This window comes from Streptomyces sp. NPDC047081, from assembly GCF_040643775.1.
Classification (GTDB): domain Bacteria; phylum Actinomycetota; class Actinomycetes; order Streptomycetales; family Streptomycetaceae; genus Streptomyces.
On sequence record NZ_JBEYUY010000021.1, the window covers coordinates 168,319 to 183,121 of the forward strand.

At 68.8% G+C, this 14,803-nt stretch carries 18 protein-coding genes and 1 pseudogene; 9 read left to right on the top strand and 10 right to left on the bottom strand.

Going from position 1 to position 14,803, the window contains the following annotated elements; all coding sequences use genetic code 11:
• Positions 1-39 precede the first annotated feature (39 nt).
• Positions 40-723, top strand: a complete 684-nt coding sequence (locus ABZ848_RS33330; RefSeq protein ID WP_360837975.1) for an alpha/beta fold hydrolase — start codon at positions 40-42, stop codon at positions 721-723.
• Positions 724-748: 25 nt separating this feature from the next.
• Here ABZ848_RS33330 and ABZ848_RS33335 read toward each other — a convergent pair whose 3' ends face one another.
• Positions 749-1,531: an alpha/beta fold hydrolase gene (locus ABZ848_RS33335; protein ID WP_360837941.1), complete on the bottom strand. Its 783-nt coding sequence runs from the start codon at positions 1,529-1,531 to the stop codon at positions 749-751.
• Positions 1,532-1,606: 75 nt separating this feature from the next.
• Here ABZ848_RS33335 and ABZ848_RS33340 point away from each other — a divergent pair, with 75 nt between their 5' ends.
• The 3 genes from ABZ848_RS33340 (at position 1,607) to ABZ848_RS33350 (ending at position 3,978) form a co-directional block, all read left to right on the top strand.
• Positions 1,607-2,023: a MarR family winged helix-turn-helix transcriptional regulator gene (locus ABZ848_RS33340; protein ID WP_360837976.1), complete on the top strand. Its 417-nt coding sequence runs from the start codon at positions 1,607-1,609 to the stop codon at positions 2,021-2,023.
• 147 nt (positions 2,024-2,170) lie between these two features.
• Positions 2,171-3,217: a nitronate monooxygenase gene (locus ABZ848_RS33345; RefSeq protein WP_360837942.1), complete on the top strand. Its 1,047-nt coding sequence runs from the start codon at positions 2,171-2,173 to the stop codon at positions 3,215-3,217.
• 110 nt (positions 3,218-3,327) lie between these two features.
• Complete coding sequence (locus ABZ848_RS33350; RefSeq protein WP_360837944.1) at positions 3,328-3,978, top strand: NAD(P)H-dependent oxidoreductase; 651 nt, start codon at positions 3,328-3,330, stop codon at positions 3,976-3,978.
• A 78-nt stretch (positions 3,979-4,056) separates the two neighbouring features.
• Here the strand turns inward: ABZ848_RS33350 and ABZ848_RS33355 are convergent, their stop codons facing one another.
• Together ABZ848_RS33355 and ABZ848_RS33360 are read right to left on the bottom strand one after the other, a co-directional pair.
• Positions 4,057-4,566 carry a GNAT family N-acetyltransferase gene (locus ABZ848_RS33355; RefSeq protein ID WP_360837946.1) on the bottom strand — a complete coding sequence of 170 codons (510 nt, stop codon included), beginning with the start codon at positions 4,564-4,566 and terminating at the stop codon, positions 4,057-4,059.
• A gap of 10 nt (positions 4,567-4,576) precedes the next feature.
• The gene (locus tag ABZ848_RS33360; RefSeq protein WP_360837948.1) at positions 4,577-4,924 is read right to left on the bottom strand and encodes a DUF1330 domain-containing protein; all 348 of its coding nucleotides are present in this window, start codon (positions 4,922-4,924) and stop codon (positions 4,577-4,579) included.
• Positions 4,925-5,122: 198 nt separating this feature from the next.
• On the opposite strand from ABZ848_RS33360, the gene ABZ848_RS33365 reads away from it, so the two are divergent.
• Entirely contained in the window at positions 5,123-6,124 is a 1,002-nt protein-coding gene (locus ABZ848_RS33365; RefSeq protein WP_360837949.1) for a pyridoxal-phosphate dependent enzyme, read from the top strand.
• A gap of 24 nt (positions 6,125-6,148) precedes the next feature.
• Positions 6,149-7,006, top strand: coding sequence for a hypothetical protein (locus ABZ848_RS33370; protein WP_360837951.1), 858 nt, complete (start codon positions 6,149-6,151; stop codon positions 7,004-7,006).
• Here the strand turns inward: ABZ848_RS33370 and ABZ848_RS33375 are convergent.
• From ABZ848_RS33375 to ABZ848_RS33395, 5 genes are all read right to left on the bottom strand, one after another.
• A complete protein-coding gene (locus ABZ848_RS33375) occupies positions 6,994-7,851 on the bottom strand; it encodes an aldo/keto reductase (protein ID WP_360837953.1) in 858 nt (285 codons plus the stop codon). The two genes, ABZ848_RS33370 and ABZ848_RS33375, sit on opposite strands and share 13 nt — an antisense overlap.
• Positions 7,785-8,981 (bottom strand): cupin domain-containing protein, encoded by a 1,197-nt coding sequence (locus ABZ848_RS33380; protein WP_360837955.1) that lies wholly within the window; start codon positions 8,979-8,981, stop codon positions 7,785-7,787. The genes ABZ848_RS33375 and ABZ848_RS33380 overlap by 67 nt, the downstream gene beginning before the upstream one ends.
• Positions 8,982-9,066: 85 nt before the next feature.
• Positions 9,067-9,234 carry a hypothetical protein gene (locus ABZ848_RS33385; RefSeq protein WP_360837957.1) on the bottom strand — a complete coding sequence of 56 codons (168 nt, stop codon included), beginning with the start codon at positions 9,232-9,234 and terminating at the stop codon, positions 9,067-9,069.
• Positions 9,235-9,371: 137 nt separating this feature from the next.
• Positions 9,372-9,644: a hypothetical protein gene (locus ABZ848_RS33390; protein ID WP_360837959.1), complete on the bottom strand. Its 273-nt coding sequence runs from the start codon at positions 9,642-9,644 to the stop codon at positions 9,372-9,374.
• Between the two features lie 44 nt (positions 9,645-9,688).
• The gene (locus ABZ848_RS33395) at positions 9,689-10,180 is read right to left on the bottom strand and encodes an ATP-binding protein (RefSeq protein WP_360837961.1); all 492 of its coding nucleotides are present in this window, start codon (positions 10,178-10,180) and stop codon (positions 9,689-9,691) included.
• A gap of 252 nt (positions 10,181-10,432) precedes the next feature.
• Here ABZ848_RS33395 and ABZ848_RS33400 point away from each other — a divergent pair, with 252 nt between their 5' ends.
• Together ABZ848_RS33400 and ABZ848_RS33405 are read left to right on the top strand one after the other, a co-directional pair.
• Complete coding sequence (locus ABZ848_RS33400) at positions 10,433-11,776, top strand: transcriptional regulator (protein WP_360837963.1); 1,344 nt, start codon at positions 10,433-10,435, stop codon at positions 11,774-11,776.
• A 72-nt stretch (positions 11,777-11,848) separates the two neighbouring features.
• Positions 11,849-13,021, top strand: coding sequence for a serine hydrolase domain-containing protein (locus ABZ848_RS33405; protein ID WP_360837965.1), 1,173 nt, complete (start codon positions 11,849-11,851; stop codon positions 13,019-13,021).
• Positions 13,022-13,074: 53 nt separating this feature from the next.
• Here ABZ848_RS33405 and ABZ848_RS33410 read toward each other — a convergent pair whose 3' ends face one another.
• Positions 13,075-13,278 (bottom strand): DUF397 domain-containing protein, encoded by a 204-nt coding sequence (locus ABZ848_RS33410; protein WP_360837966.1) that lies wholly within the window; start codon positions 13,276-13,278, stop codon positions 13,075-13,077.
• A complete protein-coding gene (locus ABZ848_RS33415; protein WP_360837968.1) occupies positions 13,278-14,123 on the bottom strand; it encodes a helix-turn-helix transcriptional regulator in 846 nt (281 codons plus the stop codon). Before ABZ848_RS33415 ends, ABZ848_RS33410 begins: the two co-directional genes overlap by 1 nt.
• Positions 14,124-14,326: 203 nt before the next feature.
• Between ABZ848_RS33415 and ABZ848_RS33420 the strand changes: the two are divergent.
• Positions 14,327-14,707, top strand: a pseudogene (locus ABZ848_RS33420) (ATP-binding protein); the annotation flags it as partial.
• Between the last annotated feature and the right edge of the window lie 96 nt (positions 14,708-14,803).

Below are 14,803 nucleotides of genomic sequence, written 5' to 3' on the forward strand. Positions count from 1 at the left end.
ATCCCCCTGCCCCACCTCACCACCCCCGACGGCACGAAGATCGCATACGAGGATCACGTCCCGCCCCAAGCCCCGGACCGCACGATCCTCCTCCTGCACGGCCTCGCGGGCGACCGGGCCGAATGGAGCGACCTGATCCCGCGCCTCCTCGCCGACGGCCACCGCGTCGTCGCCTACGACGCCCGGGCCCACGGCGCCAGCACCCGCCGCCCGGCGGACGTGACCCGAGCGGCGCACGTCGCGGACGCCGTGGCCCTCGTAGAGGAACTCGGCCTGGCTCCCGTAACCCTCATCGGCCAGTCCCTCGGCGGCCACACGGCCCTCCTCCTGGCCGCGGCCCACCCCCACCTCCTCCGCTCCCTGATCCTCATAGAGGCGGGCCCCGCGGGCCGCAACCCCAACCTGCCCTCGCTGATAGCGAGTTGGCTCGCCGACTGGCATCCGGCGGACCGGGCCGTGATGGTCGCGTGCGTCGCGGAACTGGCCACCGACGACCACTGGCGCGAATGGTCGGCCATCCGCTGCCCGACCCTCCTCATCGAGGGCGCGAACGGCACCATGGACCCCACGGAACCCTCCGACATGCTGGCCCGCCGAAGCCCCGACGACGACATACGGCACGTAGTCGTCCCGGACGCGGGCCACGACGTACACCTGGACCGGCCGGAGCAGCTGTACGAGGTGATCGCGGGTTATTTGAGCGATGTGAACGCGGACCGATGACATCCCGCACGCGGCGCCGACTCCGCTACTCCGCTGCCGTCCGCCGCAGGTGCGCGTCGATGAGTGCGAACGTCGCCTCCGGCTGTTCGATGTGCGGCAAGTGGCCCGCCTTCGGTACGAGTTCGACGTGGCCGTCCGCGAAGGCGTCCGCGTACGCCGCCCCGTAGGCCGGTGTGACGATGCGGTCGCTCTCGCCCCAGACGAGGAGGGCGGGCTGGTGTACGCGGGCGAGGCGTCGTAGGAGCTTCGGGTCGTGCATGTACGGGTCGCCGGCGAGCAGGCGCATGGTGGTCATGTTGCCTTGCCGGCGGGCGAGTTCGTCGGCCGGGAGGGTGGCGGGGTCGACGTAGAAGCGGTCCGGGTCGTGCCAGGAGTGTTCGGCCGCGGCGCGCGGGTCGAGGGCGAAGAAGTCGGCGATCGGCTCGGACTCGACGTGCACGCCGACGGCGTTGACGAGGACCAGCCCGGTGATGCGCCGCGCGGTGTCCCGTACGGCCATTTCCGCGGCGATCCAGCCGCCGAGCGAGGAGCCGACCACGAGTACGTCGTGCAGGTCGCGGTCCTGGAGGAGGTCCAGGTAGGTCAGGGCCAGGTCGTCGATGCCGGTGCACCAGTCGGGGCGCGGCGTGCCGTCCCAGCCGGGGTGGACCGGGGCGATGACGTCGGCGCCGGTCGAGGCGAGGTGGTGCGCGAGACCGGCGACGGTGGCGGGGCCGCCTCCGCCGTGCAGGACGAGGACGGGGCGGAGGGGATGCGCGGCGGTGTCGGTGGCTGCGTGTGTGTCGGTGGCTGTGTCTGTGGTCGTCATGGCTCCCACTGTAACTAAGGATATTTATATAAGCTAGCTTAGTCAGTGGGGTAAGGTTGGCCCATGCGCGATGACCTGCAAGTTCAGCTCCAACTTCTCGGCCGGGCGGTGAAACAGGCCCAGTACCGCCAACACCGCGCACTGGACACCGCGTTGACGGCCGTCGGCACGACCCTGGCCCAGTGGGACGCCTTGCGCGCGATCGGCCGTACGCCCGGAGCGTCGGCCCGCGAGCTCGCGTCCGCCACCTTTCAGACGGAGCAGGCCTTCGGGACGTTGGTCGGCCGGCTCGCGGCGCAGGGGCTCGTCGAGCGGCGTCCGGGACGAGGGCGCCGTATCGAACACCACCTCACCGCGACCGGCGAACGCACCCTCGCGGCCGGTCACAAGGTCGCCGACGAGGTCCTCGCGGAGTGCTTCTCGCCGCTAGCCGAGGGGGATCGGGTGCAACTGCTGGAGCTGCTGCGGCGGTTGAACGGGGAGGAGGAGTAGGAGGAGCAGGAGGAGTAGAGGGGGTGCGGGTGAATGGACCCCGCGCCCCCTGGCGCCCGGCGGTCATCCGGTTGACCTCCATGAGGGGGGACTCGTCCTCTTACCCGTTGATAAGGACCTTTGGGAGGAGGGGAGTTGAGGGGAGCCATGGCCTTTTCTACGGCGTTCACGCGGATGTTCGGCGTGCGGTACCCGATCGTCTCCGCGCCGATGGGCGGTTCGGCCGGCGGCGCGCTCGCGGCGGCCGTGTCCCGGGGCGGCGGGCTCGGGCTGCTCGGCGCGGGGGACGGGAACCGGGAGCTGCTCGCCCGCGAGTTGCCCCTGGTGGCGGGGTGTGGCCGGCCTTGGGGTGTCGGTTTCCTGACCTGGGCGACGGAAGTCGCGGCGGTGGAGCGGGTGTTGGAACACCGTCCCGATGCGGTGATGCTGTCCTTCGGGGACCCGACACCGTACGTCGAACGCATCCGGGCCGCCGGTACGGACACGAAGGTCATCCTCCAGGTCACCGACCTGGACGAGGCCCGGCAGGCGCTGGGCCTGGGCGCCGACGTCATCGTGGCGCAGGGAGCGGAGAGCGGTGGGCATGGCGCTTGGCGTGGGATGTCGACGCTGGCGTTCGTGCCGGTCGTGGTTGATCTGGCGAGGGCGGTTGCGGGAGAGGGGCGGGGCGCTGGACCGGATTCGGTGCCGGTGCCGGTGCCGGTGCCGGTGCTGGCGGCAGGTGGGATCGGTGACGGGCGTGGAGTGGCGGCCGCGTTGGCGCTGGGCGCCGCCGGGGCGCTTCTCGGCACCCGGTTCCAGGCCACGGCCGAGTCCCTGGCTGACCCCTCGATCGTCAGGGCGGTGGTGGAAGGGAAGGGCCGGGACACCGAACGCAACAGCGTCCTCGACATCGCCTGGGGAGCCACCGCCTGGTCGACCTCGAAGTACACGGCACGCACTCTCGGCCATCCGTACCTCGACCGGTGGCGGGGGAGGGAGGAGGAGTTGGCCGCGTCTCCGGAGGCCCAACAGGCCTACCAGGAGGACGTGTTGGCGGGTACGGTCCCGCCGCTTCCCGTGTGGGCGGGCGAGGCGGTCGACCTCGTGACCGACCGGCCGCCGGCGGCGGAGCTGGTGGGGAGGCTGGCCGCGGAGGTCGCGGAGGCGGCGGAGGCGCTGGAACGGGCGGCAGGACATCGACGTACATCATGAACTGGGTCACACGGGCTGGACCTCAACTCCGCTTGAGGAAGCAGGGTGTTGCGCATGACGGGCGGCCGAGCCGAGGCTGCTCCCGCGTAACTCACCCTGGAGAGCCGCTCATGGCCACGCTCCTGCACATCGACACCTCCATCAACGGCGAGAACTCCACCTCCCGCGCCGTGACCGCCGCCTTCCGCCACACCTGGGAGACCGAGCATCCGAACGGCACGGTGATCTACCGCGACCTCGATGCCGCGCCGATCCCCCACCTCCGGGCCCCCGCCTATTACGCCGGCTACACCCCCGCCGCGGACCGTTCCCCCGCGGAACGCGCCGCATTCGCCCTGCGCGCCGAGCTGATCGAGGAGGCCGAGCGGGCGGACGTGATCCTGCTCGGCGCGCCGATGTACAACTACACGATCCCCTCCACCCTGAAGGCCTGGCTCGACCACGTCTTCGCGGTGGGCCGTACGGCGATGACCGAACACCCCTCGCTCGCGGCCAAGCCCGCCGTGGTCGTCACCAGCCGCGGCGGCTCGTACCAGGAGGAGGCTCGGCAGCACGGAAACGACTACCTCCAGGGCTACTTGAGGCAGTTGCTCGGCACGGGGCTCGGCCTGGATGTCAGCTTCATCGCCCCGGAACTGACCCTGGCTCCGAACGTCCCCGCGATGGCAGACCTGGTTCCGCTGTACGAGGCGTCACGCGACGCGTCCCTGGCGGCGGCGGAGTCGCGGGCGCGGGAACTGGTGGTGCGGCCGGCTGCGTAGGTGGGGGTGGGGGTGGGGGTGGGCGTGGTGAGGTGGGTGCGGGCGCGGTACTGAAGCCGCCCGGGTGGGCTGGGGCCGTTATCGGGGGCTTGGGTCCGGGCTGGCCAGATCCTTGACGTACCGGTGGCAGGGCACGGGAATCGGGCCGTCGGGCCCCTGTGCCGGGTAGTCGAACGGGCCCTCGTCGGTCCAGCCCCGGCGCTCGTAGAAGCGGCGCGCGCGGGCGTTGCCGGTGGCGACGGCGAGCCAGGCGCGTGGATGCCCGTGCCGTCGTACGAGATGCTCGGCGTGGGTGAGAAGGGCGGCGGCAACTCCCGTACCACGATGGCTGGTTGCCACGTACAGCTGCTCGACCTCGTCCCCGACGACCATCACGAACCCGGCCAAGTCACCGTCCACGACCGCCACTTCCGTGTCCCCGACACGCTCGGCCGCCCGCGCGGCAAAAGTCTCCGGCGTACGGGCCACGACCAACTCCTCCGGCACATGGCCGAGATGACCGTCCCGCCATCCGGTACGCCAGATGCCGGCGACGGCGGTGGCGTCGGCGGGGTCCGCGGGCCGGAAGGTGATCGGCTCATGGCGCATGACGGGATGCCTACTGCCCGTCCATGGCCGCGCGCAACGCCTTCGCGGTCACGGCGGGGTCGTAGCCGTCGGGAACACCCGGGACGAGGACGATGTCACCCACGATGTGGCGCGAACGCAGCGGCGCGATCTCCTGGTACGCGGCCGAGTCCCACCAGTCCCGGGCCTCGTCCATCCCCGGAAACCCGATCACCACGACATGTCCCGGCCAGCTGCCCTCCTTCACCTCGTGCTGCGAACCGTGCACGAGAAAACGCCCGCCGTACGGCTCGAAGGTGGCGGGGATGCGCTCGATGTACTCGGCGATCTCGGGGTGCGGGGTGGCTTCGCGGAGGTGGGCGATGGCGTAGGCGGTCATGGCTGGGGTCCTTCCGTTGGGTCGGAAGCGGCGGTCGGTGCTGGTCGGTGCGGCTTGTGCGGCCTGTGCGCTCCGTACGTGGACGATCGTGGCAGGCGGGCGGGGTGGGGGTCGATTACCCGCCAGGTAATCAAGGCCGCGGGTCGTGGGCCGCGGGTCGTGGGTTATGGGCCGCGGGTCGCATTACGCTGCTGTGCCATGCAGGAACCGCGGACGCGCCTAGACCTGGCCCGCATCAGGGCCGCTCGCAACCTCATCGACCCGATGTTCCTCGACACCCCGCTGTACCGCTGCGAGGCACTGGAACCCGACCTCGGCTGCGCGGTGAGCATCAAGCTCGAAACGGCGAACCCGGTACGCAGCTTCAAGGCCCGCGGCACCGAGCTGGTCGCGAGCCAACTCGCCGCGAACGGCGCACAGTCCGCGGTGTGCGCCAGCGCGGGCAACCTCGGCCAGGCCCTGGCCTGGTCCGCCCGAGCCCGGTCCCTCGACGTGACCGTCGTAGCCTCCCGCCACGCGACCCGAACCAAGCTCGACCGCATCCGTGCACTGGGCGCCAAGCTGGAACTGGTGGATGGCGACCACGAGTTGGCCCGAGAACGCGCGGCGACCATCGCTCGTCAGGACGGCATCCGCCTGGTGGAGGACAGCCTGGACATCGAAACATGCGAGGGCGCGGCGACGATCGCCCTGGAACTCCTCGAACCGGCGCAGACCACCGCCCCGCCCTTCGACACGATCCTGATCGCCCTCGGCGGCGGCGCACTGGCGACGGGAGTGGGCCACGTACTGAAGTCCCTGGCCCCAACCGTCGAGGTGATCTGCGTCCAACCCCTCGGCGCACCGGCCCTGACCCACTCCTTCCACCAACGCCGAGTCATCACCACGACCACGACCAACACCATCGCCGACGGAGTAGCCGGCCGCATCCCCATCCGACCCGTCCTGACCGACCTCCTTGAGGTCGCGGACGACGCGGTCCTGGTACGGGAGTCATCGATCATCACGGGAATGCGGCTGCTCCTTGCCCACGCGGGCTTGGTGGTCGAACCGTCGGCGGCGCTGGGGATCGCGGCGATTTTGGAGGATCGGGAGCGGTTCGCGGGGCGGCGGGTGGTGACGGTCGTGTGCGGGAGCAACGTCGATGTGGATGCGTATTGGGGGTGGGTGGGGGCGGCGGCTGGCGTGCGCGGGTCCTGACGCCCCTTTGCTACGGTCGCGTCCATGACGCTCTCGGTCTCCACGGGTCAGGCTGTCGACCTTCGCGTACAGCCGGTTGACGAGGTTCTTGACCGCGTCGAGCGGTCTCTCCAAGTGGGGCTGCTCCCGGACACGATGGTGCGTAAGCGCCGATCCGTGGGGGCCAGAACCGACCGCGACACCTGGGTACGGATCGAGCGGCGCCTGCTCGACAAGATCTCCGACCAGGGGTGGAACGGGACCGAGAGTGCCGCCCGTCTGAAGGGCATCGCCCAGCCCGAATGGCACGGATGTGTGGTTTGGCGGGCCCCGGACGGGCCGGTGATGTGGCGAGCCGACGAAACCGAGCTCCTGCCAGGGGCTCCCGTCGGAAGCGCCATCCTGAGTGAAGCCCCGGAGCTGCCGGATGACTGGTGGGAGGCGTTGAACACGTCGTTGGACGCGCTTGCGGCCCAGAGCACGAGCCGCATCGCCACACCGGACACCGACACCATCACCCAGACCCTCGTCACCGAGTCCGTCCGCGGTGTTTTCCCCGGCGATCTCGATACGACCATCGAGCAGTGGGTGCCGGCCCACGCGGACTTGAACTGGGCCAACATGACGGCTCCGGCGTTCAGTCTTTTCGACTGGGAGGACTGGGGTAACGCGCCGCTGGGGCTTGACTCGGCCTCGCTGTGGGCGAGTTCCCTTGCTGTCCCGGCTCTGGCCGATCGCGTATGGCACGAGCGCCGGTCCGATTTCGAGAGCCGGGACGGCAAGGTGATGACGCTGTTTGCCTGCTCGAAGATCCTCGGGCCGTACGCGCACTCGGAAGACCCTCGGCTGGAACCCGCCCGGCGCATGGCCGAGCAGGTCATCAAGGAGCTTCAGGCCGGCTGATCGTGTGAACGGTCTCGCAGGAGACTCCGGTACTCCTGGACTGTTCGTTCCTCGACCTCGCCGACCAGGGCGCCGACGAGTTCGCCCAGATGGGCGGGCTCATCAGTGCCCACCGCCATAGTGCCGACCCTCGGCAGGTGATAGGCGGCTATGAACGCCGCCTGCACACGCGAGAGTTGGCGGCTGTCACCCAGGAAGACACGGGGGTCGACCTTGGACCACACCGAGTCGCTGGTGCTGCCGCCGAAGGGGCTCATGCCCCATGCCTCGCTGGGGTCCAGGTCCCACCCCTTGATGAGGGCGTCCGCGGCGTCCAGCGTTCTGACTCCGACGAGCAGGCCGGCGCGGACCATGAGGGTCGCTGGCCTCGGTACGGCCGGGCCGATCAGTCCTACCAGGGGTGATGGATCCCAGGACGCGATGCCCCAGGCGGCGCACAGGCCCTTGCGCGTAGCGTCATCGAGGGCAGCGCATGCTTCTGCCAGCACCTCCTGGCCATGCGGGCCAGCCTCGCGGAGCGAGTGTTCCGGGTTGTGCAGGAACACCAGATCCGGCTCCTGCCCCAGGTCCCCGGCCGCCTGTTCCACGGCCGCGTGCAGCCGTACGGGATCCAGGGAGTGCTCCGCCCCGCCCGGTCCCGGAAAGTAGCCCACCTTCGTCGAGACCGTGAACTTCGGCAGCAGGTCTCTGGCCGTCTGCGCCAGGACCTGATGCGAACGGAAGCCGAGGTAGTTGGTGCTGGTGTCGAGTGCTGTGACGCCGAGGTCGAGCGCGCCGGTCAGGAGCCGGCGTTCTTGACGAGACCGGTGTAGCCCGAGAACAACTCGGGGGTCAGCACCGCGCACAGCTCCTCCTCCACCAGGATCTCAGCGACCTCCGCCACCTCGGCTCCGACGACGGCCGCGGCCTGTTCTAGCGCGACCGGCTTGCCGCTGAGCAGCAGACGTAGGGCGGGCAGGGCCTTGGCCGCGAGGGTGAGCTTCTTCCCCGAGGCCACGATGTCGACGGTCTCTCCGTGCTCGTGAATCTGAGGCGGGAAATGGGTGGTGCACACCACGGCGTCGAGCGGCCCGAGTATGTCGAGGAACGGCACGTGCCGAGGCAGGGTCGTCGCCTGCTCGTACGCGTCGAAGAAGTCGGCCGGCGGACGCTCGCTGACCAGTTGGGCGGCGGCCTCGGTCAGCGCGGCGGTGCCGGTTCCGTGCTGGCGGTCGAGGTCGTGGCGGAAGATCTCGTGTTCGCGGCACCAGTCGGCCAGCCACGCGAGCCAGCTCGCCCCTGTGCGTTTGGTGATGCCGAACGTGACGTGAAGGCTCTTGCCGGAGCCGCTGCCGGTCCGTGTCGCCTGATGCCAGTGGCCCCGCGGAATGTGCATGACGTCGCCGGTCCGCAACCGACCGGACCAGATGATCTCGTCGCTCGGAGTGCTGTTGGGGTCGGCGTCCCGGTACATCGGGACCGCACGGGAAGTCGCGCGCACCTCCCACTCCTTCTCACCCGCGAGCTGGACGATGACGACATCGTGGTCGTCCCAGTGCAGGGGGAAGCCGGAGGCGTCGTTCGTCGTCAGGTACGCGTTGACCTGGACTCGCTCACGGGACCACCACTGTAGGGCCCGGCACGCGACCTCCATCGTCGGGTCGAAGACGTTGGCCTGGTCCATGATCACCGTCGCGCCTTCGCCCAGGAGCCTGCCCAGACTGTGCATGTTGACCATGGAGATGCTCTGGCCCCGGGGGCTGACGCTGTCGGTGTAGTAGATGGCCGGATGGACCTCCTCGCCCTTCTGGAAGCACCGGAACTGCGGGCGGTTCAGGCTCCTGCGCATCGCGACGTCGAGCAGGCGGTTCGGGGTCATGATGCGGGAGACGAGGGCGGGATCGTCCATGCTCCCGCGTACGAAGTCCTTGCCCAGCTCCTCGGCTCCACTCCAGCCGAGTGCTGCCTCGATGGCGCTGATCAACCGGTGTTCCATCGTGCGTCCTCCATGGGTTCGACCACTGATGCGGACACGGTGAGGGCCGGCGCGGCCGACCACGTCGGCCCTCACCGCTTGGTGCTTACTCGCTGTCGTGCAGGTTGCCGTCGCCACCCGGCCACGGCGCGTCGCCGGAACTGCCCTGGTTGTCCGACCGGAGGCTGTCGTAGCGGTCGTGGATGGCGGTCAGCTCTTGCACCGCCACCAGGAGGCCGCTCCGGGCCGGAGGCGGTGTCGTGGGCTCTGCCACCTCGTACTCCTTCCTCTTCGGTTCTCCCGTCAGGGCTCCGACGGGAGGTCTATGGCCGCCCCACGGCCGTGGGAGACGTGGGGCGGCGGTCATTGGCAGCTCGCTGAGCGGCAGTCCGGCGCCAGGGACAGGGCAGGTCAGCGGTGGTTCGGCAGGCTGCCGACGTCCTCGCGCATGTTGATCTCCAGAACCCGCTGGTCCAGCTCATACAGACAGGCACGGCAGGCGTAGAGGGCCGCGTGCATGCCGCTCGACCGGACGGGCCCGATCCACGTCACCTCGACGTCGTCCCGCCCGCACCACAGCCAGCACTCGCCGCGCGCCTGCCACTCGTGGCGGTCCCATAGCGCGTAGTCAGTGGGCTCTCCGGTGACGGGGTCGATGTCTCGGCGGGTGGGCCGGAAGACCATGTCGGGATCAGGAAGCGGATGCGCTCGTAAGGTGTGTCGTCCCATCACGCGACCGCCAGAGTGAGCGACTCGGGCTCGGCTACCACGCCGCGCTTCGGCCGTAGCGCGAATAGCCTGCGCAGAACGGCACCTCGGATGGCGGGCGCCGCTTTGGGAAGAGCGATCTCCGCCCATACGCGTTTGCCCTGGCCGGTGGGTTCCCAGGCACACCGCGAAGCGAGTTGCTCGACCAGCGCCAGGCCGCGCCCGCTTTCGTCGTCGGCTTGGGCACAACTCGCCTGCGGAACAGCAGGGTTGTCGTCGCGTACGTCGATCACCAGGCGGCCGGGCCGGTGGTACAGCGTGACGGTGACGGGCCCTTCCCCATGGACCACGGCGTTGCTGACGAGCTCGGAGGCGACGAGACGGATGGCGTCAGCCGCGTCATCGTTCAACGGCACACCCCATGCACGCACCTTGTCGACGACCGTGCACCGGGCGAGGGAAACTTCCCTCTCCTCACCCGCGAGGACGAACCGATGGGCAAGCGTGGGCATGGCTGACGCCTCCGAGGAGTTGGAGAGCGGCTCCGTCCCCGACGGGGAAACGGGGGCGGAGCCGCCGATCTGAGAACCGTTCCGGGAGAGGTAACCCTGCGCGGGCTCCGTGGACGGCTGATATTCAGTCAACGGCCCCTGGCGGCAAGGCGGAACGTTTCTAGGGGGTTCCTCATGGGGACGCCCTCCCCGTACGCGGCCACGCGAAGTAGCCTCCCCACTACGCCTTGAGGGGATGACGGGAGTGATGACATGCCTGGTGAACCGTTGGCGGTCCACCCGCTGAGCTTCCTCCGCGAGACGCGTGGATGGGGGAAGGCCGAGTTCGCCCGCCTCATGCAGGCCCACGGGCGGTCGCTCGGCATCCCGCTCGCGACCAACCGGACCACCGTATGGAAGTGGGAGCAGGGGCAGGAGCCGGACGCGGACGCCCAGCGCGTACTCGCCGACCTGTTGCTCGTCCCGTACGAGCAGGCCCGGAAGGAAGGTTGGCCCCGATGGCTGCCGGTCTGGGAGGTCACGGGGCTCACAGCCCCGTGGACCGAGGCCGGTACCGTTGAGGCGTTGTCCGAACTCGTGGGGAGTGGCCGCATGGATCGCCGGGGCTTTCTCACCATCACGGGCGTCGCCCTGACCGGCCTCGCGGCGAGCTGGGTGGACGCGCCGTCCGCCTTCGCCTCGGCCCTGGGCGGAGATCAGGTCACGGACACGATGGTCTCGACGATCGAGCAGCGCATCAGCACGCTGCGTACCCTTGACGACCAACTCGGCGGCGCCACACTCCTGGAGCAGGCACGCGGCGATCTCGCCCTCGTCACCGGCCTCCTGAGCACCGGCAGATACACGGAGAGCATCCGAATCCGCCTCTACGCCCTGGCAGCCCGGGTATCGCACCTGACCGGCTGGATGGCCTACGACGCGGGGCTGCGCTCCGCCGGCCAGCGCTACTACGTCGGGGCCCTGCGCAGCGCCCGTACCGCCGGCGACGACGCGTTCGGCGCCTTCATCCTCGCGGAGATGGGCGTTCACGTCTCCGAGTCCGGACGGACCGCCGAGCGCGTCGCCCTCATCTCCACCGCCATCGACAACGCCCCTCGCACGCTGTCGCCGTACACCCAGTCCTTCCTCTACCTGCACAAGGCCGAGGCGCTTTCCCGCGACGGCGACCACGCGAAGGCCGGAACAGCGCTCAACCGCGCCGTGTCCCACTGGGAGCACCACACGACGGAGGAAAACCCGGACTGGCTCAACTGGTTCGGCGAGGCCCAGCTGAAGTCGACCGAGGGCAAGGTCTTGCTGCGGTCCGGGCAGGTGGAGCGCGCGACGGATTCGCTGGAGACCTCGGTGAAGAGCGCAGCTCCTCGGGACAAGGCCGTACGCTCCAGCCGCCTGGCCGAGGCGCGGCTCGCCGGCGGCGACCTGGACGGGGCGCTCGACGCCGCTAACTACGGCACCGAACTCCTGGAGAGCAGTGTCAGCTCCGTACGGGCGCTGGACCGCCTGAAGGAGTTCTCCGCACACCTCGAACCGCGCAAGTCCGTCCCCGCTGTCCGTGAGTTCCGCGAGCGCCTTCAGGCCGTGCCCGTCGCGGCGTGACCGTCGCCTCTCGGATTGCGAGGTCGAGCCCGCCCCCTCAGAGCAGGCTGTGGTAATGCCAGGATGGACGGCATGACGACGATCCACGGTGAGGTCGCGGCTGGGTTCGAACCGGTGCGTGAGGCGTTCGCGGCGAACTTCGCCCAGCACGGGGACATCGGCGCGGCGGTGTGCGTGTACCAGCACGGCCGACCGGTGGTGGACCTGTGGGGAGGCGTCGCCGACCCCGAGACCGGTCGTCCGTGGACACGGGACACCCTGCAACTCGTCTACTCGGCGACCAAGGGGGCGACCGCGACTGCGGCACACATGCTGGCCGAGCGTGGTGCGCTGGACCTGGACGCGCCGGTGGCAAAGTACTGGCCGGAGTTCGCCGCGAACGGCAAGGCGGACATCCCGGTGCGCTGGCTGCTGTCCCACCAGGCCGGCTTGATCACATTGGACCAACCGGTCCCGCTGAACGAGGCGTTGGCCTGGCACCCGATGACGGCAGCACTTGCCGCGCAGCGTCCACAGTGGACTCCGGGCACGGCGCACGGCTACCACGGGCGGACCTGGGGCTGGCTCGTCGGCGAGGTGATCCGCCGGGTATCCGGCCAGACGCCGGGCCGCTTCTTCGCTGAGGAGATCGCCGCTCCCCTCGGGCTGGACTTCTTCATCGGACTGCCGGCGGATCAACGCGACCGGGTCAGCCGCATGGTGTACCAGCGACCGGCCGTCGACCTCACCACCGTGCCCGCCGAGTCGGTTCCCGAAGAACTCCGCGAACAAGTGGCCGCGTGGCGCGATCCGAAGTCGTTCAGCAACAGAGCGTACGCAGTCACCGTCCCCGCCGAGATCGACTTCGACTCGCCTGAGGTGCAGGCTGCGGAACTTCCGGCCTCCAACGGCATCGGTACCGCACACGCACTGGCGCGCATGTACGCCGCGCTGATCGGCGAGGTGGACAGTACGAGCCTGCTTACTCGGGAGACCCTCGAGTCGGCGACCAAGGAGCAGGCCAGTGGGAAGGACCAGGTGATGCTGATCCCGAGCCGATTCAGTAGCGGATACATGCTGCCCACCGAGACCAATCCCATGATTGGGCCGGGCTCTTTCGGCCACACCGGGCGGGGCGGCTCACTCGGCTTCGCCGACCCTCGGCAGGGTATTGCCTTCGGTTATGTGATGAACAACATCATCGGGGGAGATGATGATGCGCGTGCCGCGTCGTTGATCGACGCGGTTCGACGGTCGCTGGCGTAGGCGGTCGTATTCGGATGTGCCGCCGGTCTCCGATGTCGATGGCGGAGAGCACTTCACGATCCGATCCACGGTCGGAGTATGAGACCTTCGATGAAGGCCTGCCAGGCGCGCGGGCCGGCGGTCAGGGCTGGTCCATCGGCCCGCTTGGAGTCGCGAACGGACGTCCCGTTGGCCGTGTGGGCGCACTCGACGCATTCGGTCCCGCTTCCTCCGCTGTATGAGGACTTGAACCAATGGGGCATCGAGGGCGCTGTCATCAGGACTCCTTGCTTATGCTGTGGATGATGTCCGCCGAGGACTCAAGATCGAGTGCCTGTGCGCTGAGGTACTCGAACGCCAACCTATAACGCTCCAGTTCTGGCCGCTTCTCCATGAAGAGCCCACCACCGAGCAGGTCCACGTAGACGACATCCAGATCGGGGGCGGGGCCGCGGAGCACGGCGAAGCTGCCGACGGCGGCTGCGTGTGCGCCTGTTGAGAAGGGCAGTACCTGGACAGTGATGTGAGGTTGTTCCGACAGGTTGCCGAGGTGCCGGAGTTGCTCCCTCATGACCTCGCGCCCCCCGACCCTGCGTCGCAAAGCGGCTTCGTCGATCACACACCAGATGTGGGGCGGTTCAGCTCGCTGTAGGAGTTCCTGTCGTTTCATGCGGATGTCGACCATGTGCTGAACTTCCCGCTCCGGGCACTGCACTTCAGAGGCTCGGTGCACGGCCTCGGCGTATGTGCGAGTCTGGAGAAGGCCAGGGATGTACATGCAAGCGTAGTGGTCTTCGCGAACGACCTCGTCCTCCAGCGTGAGCATGAGGTTCATGGACTCGGGGACGGGATCGGCCAGTGAACGCCACCATCCTTGGATCTTGGCGCCCTTCGCGAGTTCCACGAGAGCCAGTCGTTCCTCGTCCGAGGCGCCGTACTCGCGGCAAAGGGCATCTACAGCCGGCCATTTGACCGTGCCCTCCTTCGTCTCGTAGCGACTGAGTGTCGCTTTTGAGATGCCGACCCGTGCGCCCGCCTCCTCAAGGGTCAAGCCCTTGAGCTCGCGTAGGCGCCGGAGGTCCGCGCCCAGCTGGCGCCTACGGGTGGTGGGTCCGACTGCCATGTCCCTGGCCCTTCAGATCGATCGGTCCGATGGTGAAGCTTCCACGCGCCCAGCTGCAAGATGGTGCGAGCCGGGGGCGTGCGTCGGCAGTCCGCACTCCCAATGATCGGAAATGAGAGTTCCATTTTGAGAGTTCCAATGCGACTCTCGGTGTGGAGCTGAACACGAATCGCAACGCAGGTCGCGAGTAGGGGAGTTGAGCCATGGGCTGCAATGTAGGTCTGGAGAAGAAGCTGTGGACCCTTCCGTTCATGGCAGAACCCGCAGAGGTGGCACCCTTGCGCCGCGTCATGAGACTGCACTTGGAGATGTGGGGGCTGGATGCGGTCGTAGGTGATGCTCAGCTCTGTGTCAGCGAGCTCGTGTCGAACGTCATCACCCACGTAGGCGTCGGCACTCCCGCCACACTGGCCGTTGCCATGAATGGACCTCGGCTGCGCATCGAGGTCCACGACCCCGATACTCGCACTCTGCCAGCCCTCCTCGACGCTGGGGAGGACGCCGTAGCCGGACGAGGGATGGCACTGGTCAGCGCAGTCACAGATCGATGGGGCGTTCAGCTCCAGGCCGATCGGAAAGTGACATGTGTGAACGATCACGTAATTCCCCGGGCCCGGCGTCACGTAATTCCCCAGGTCCTGACCTTGTTCATGTCTACTTGATCGAGGGCTTGTTTGTCT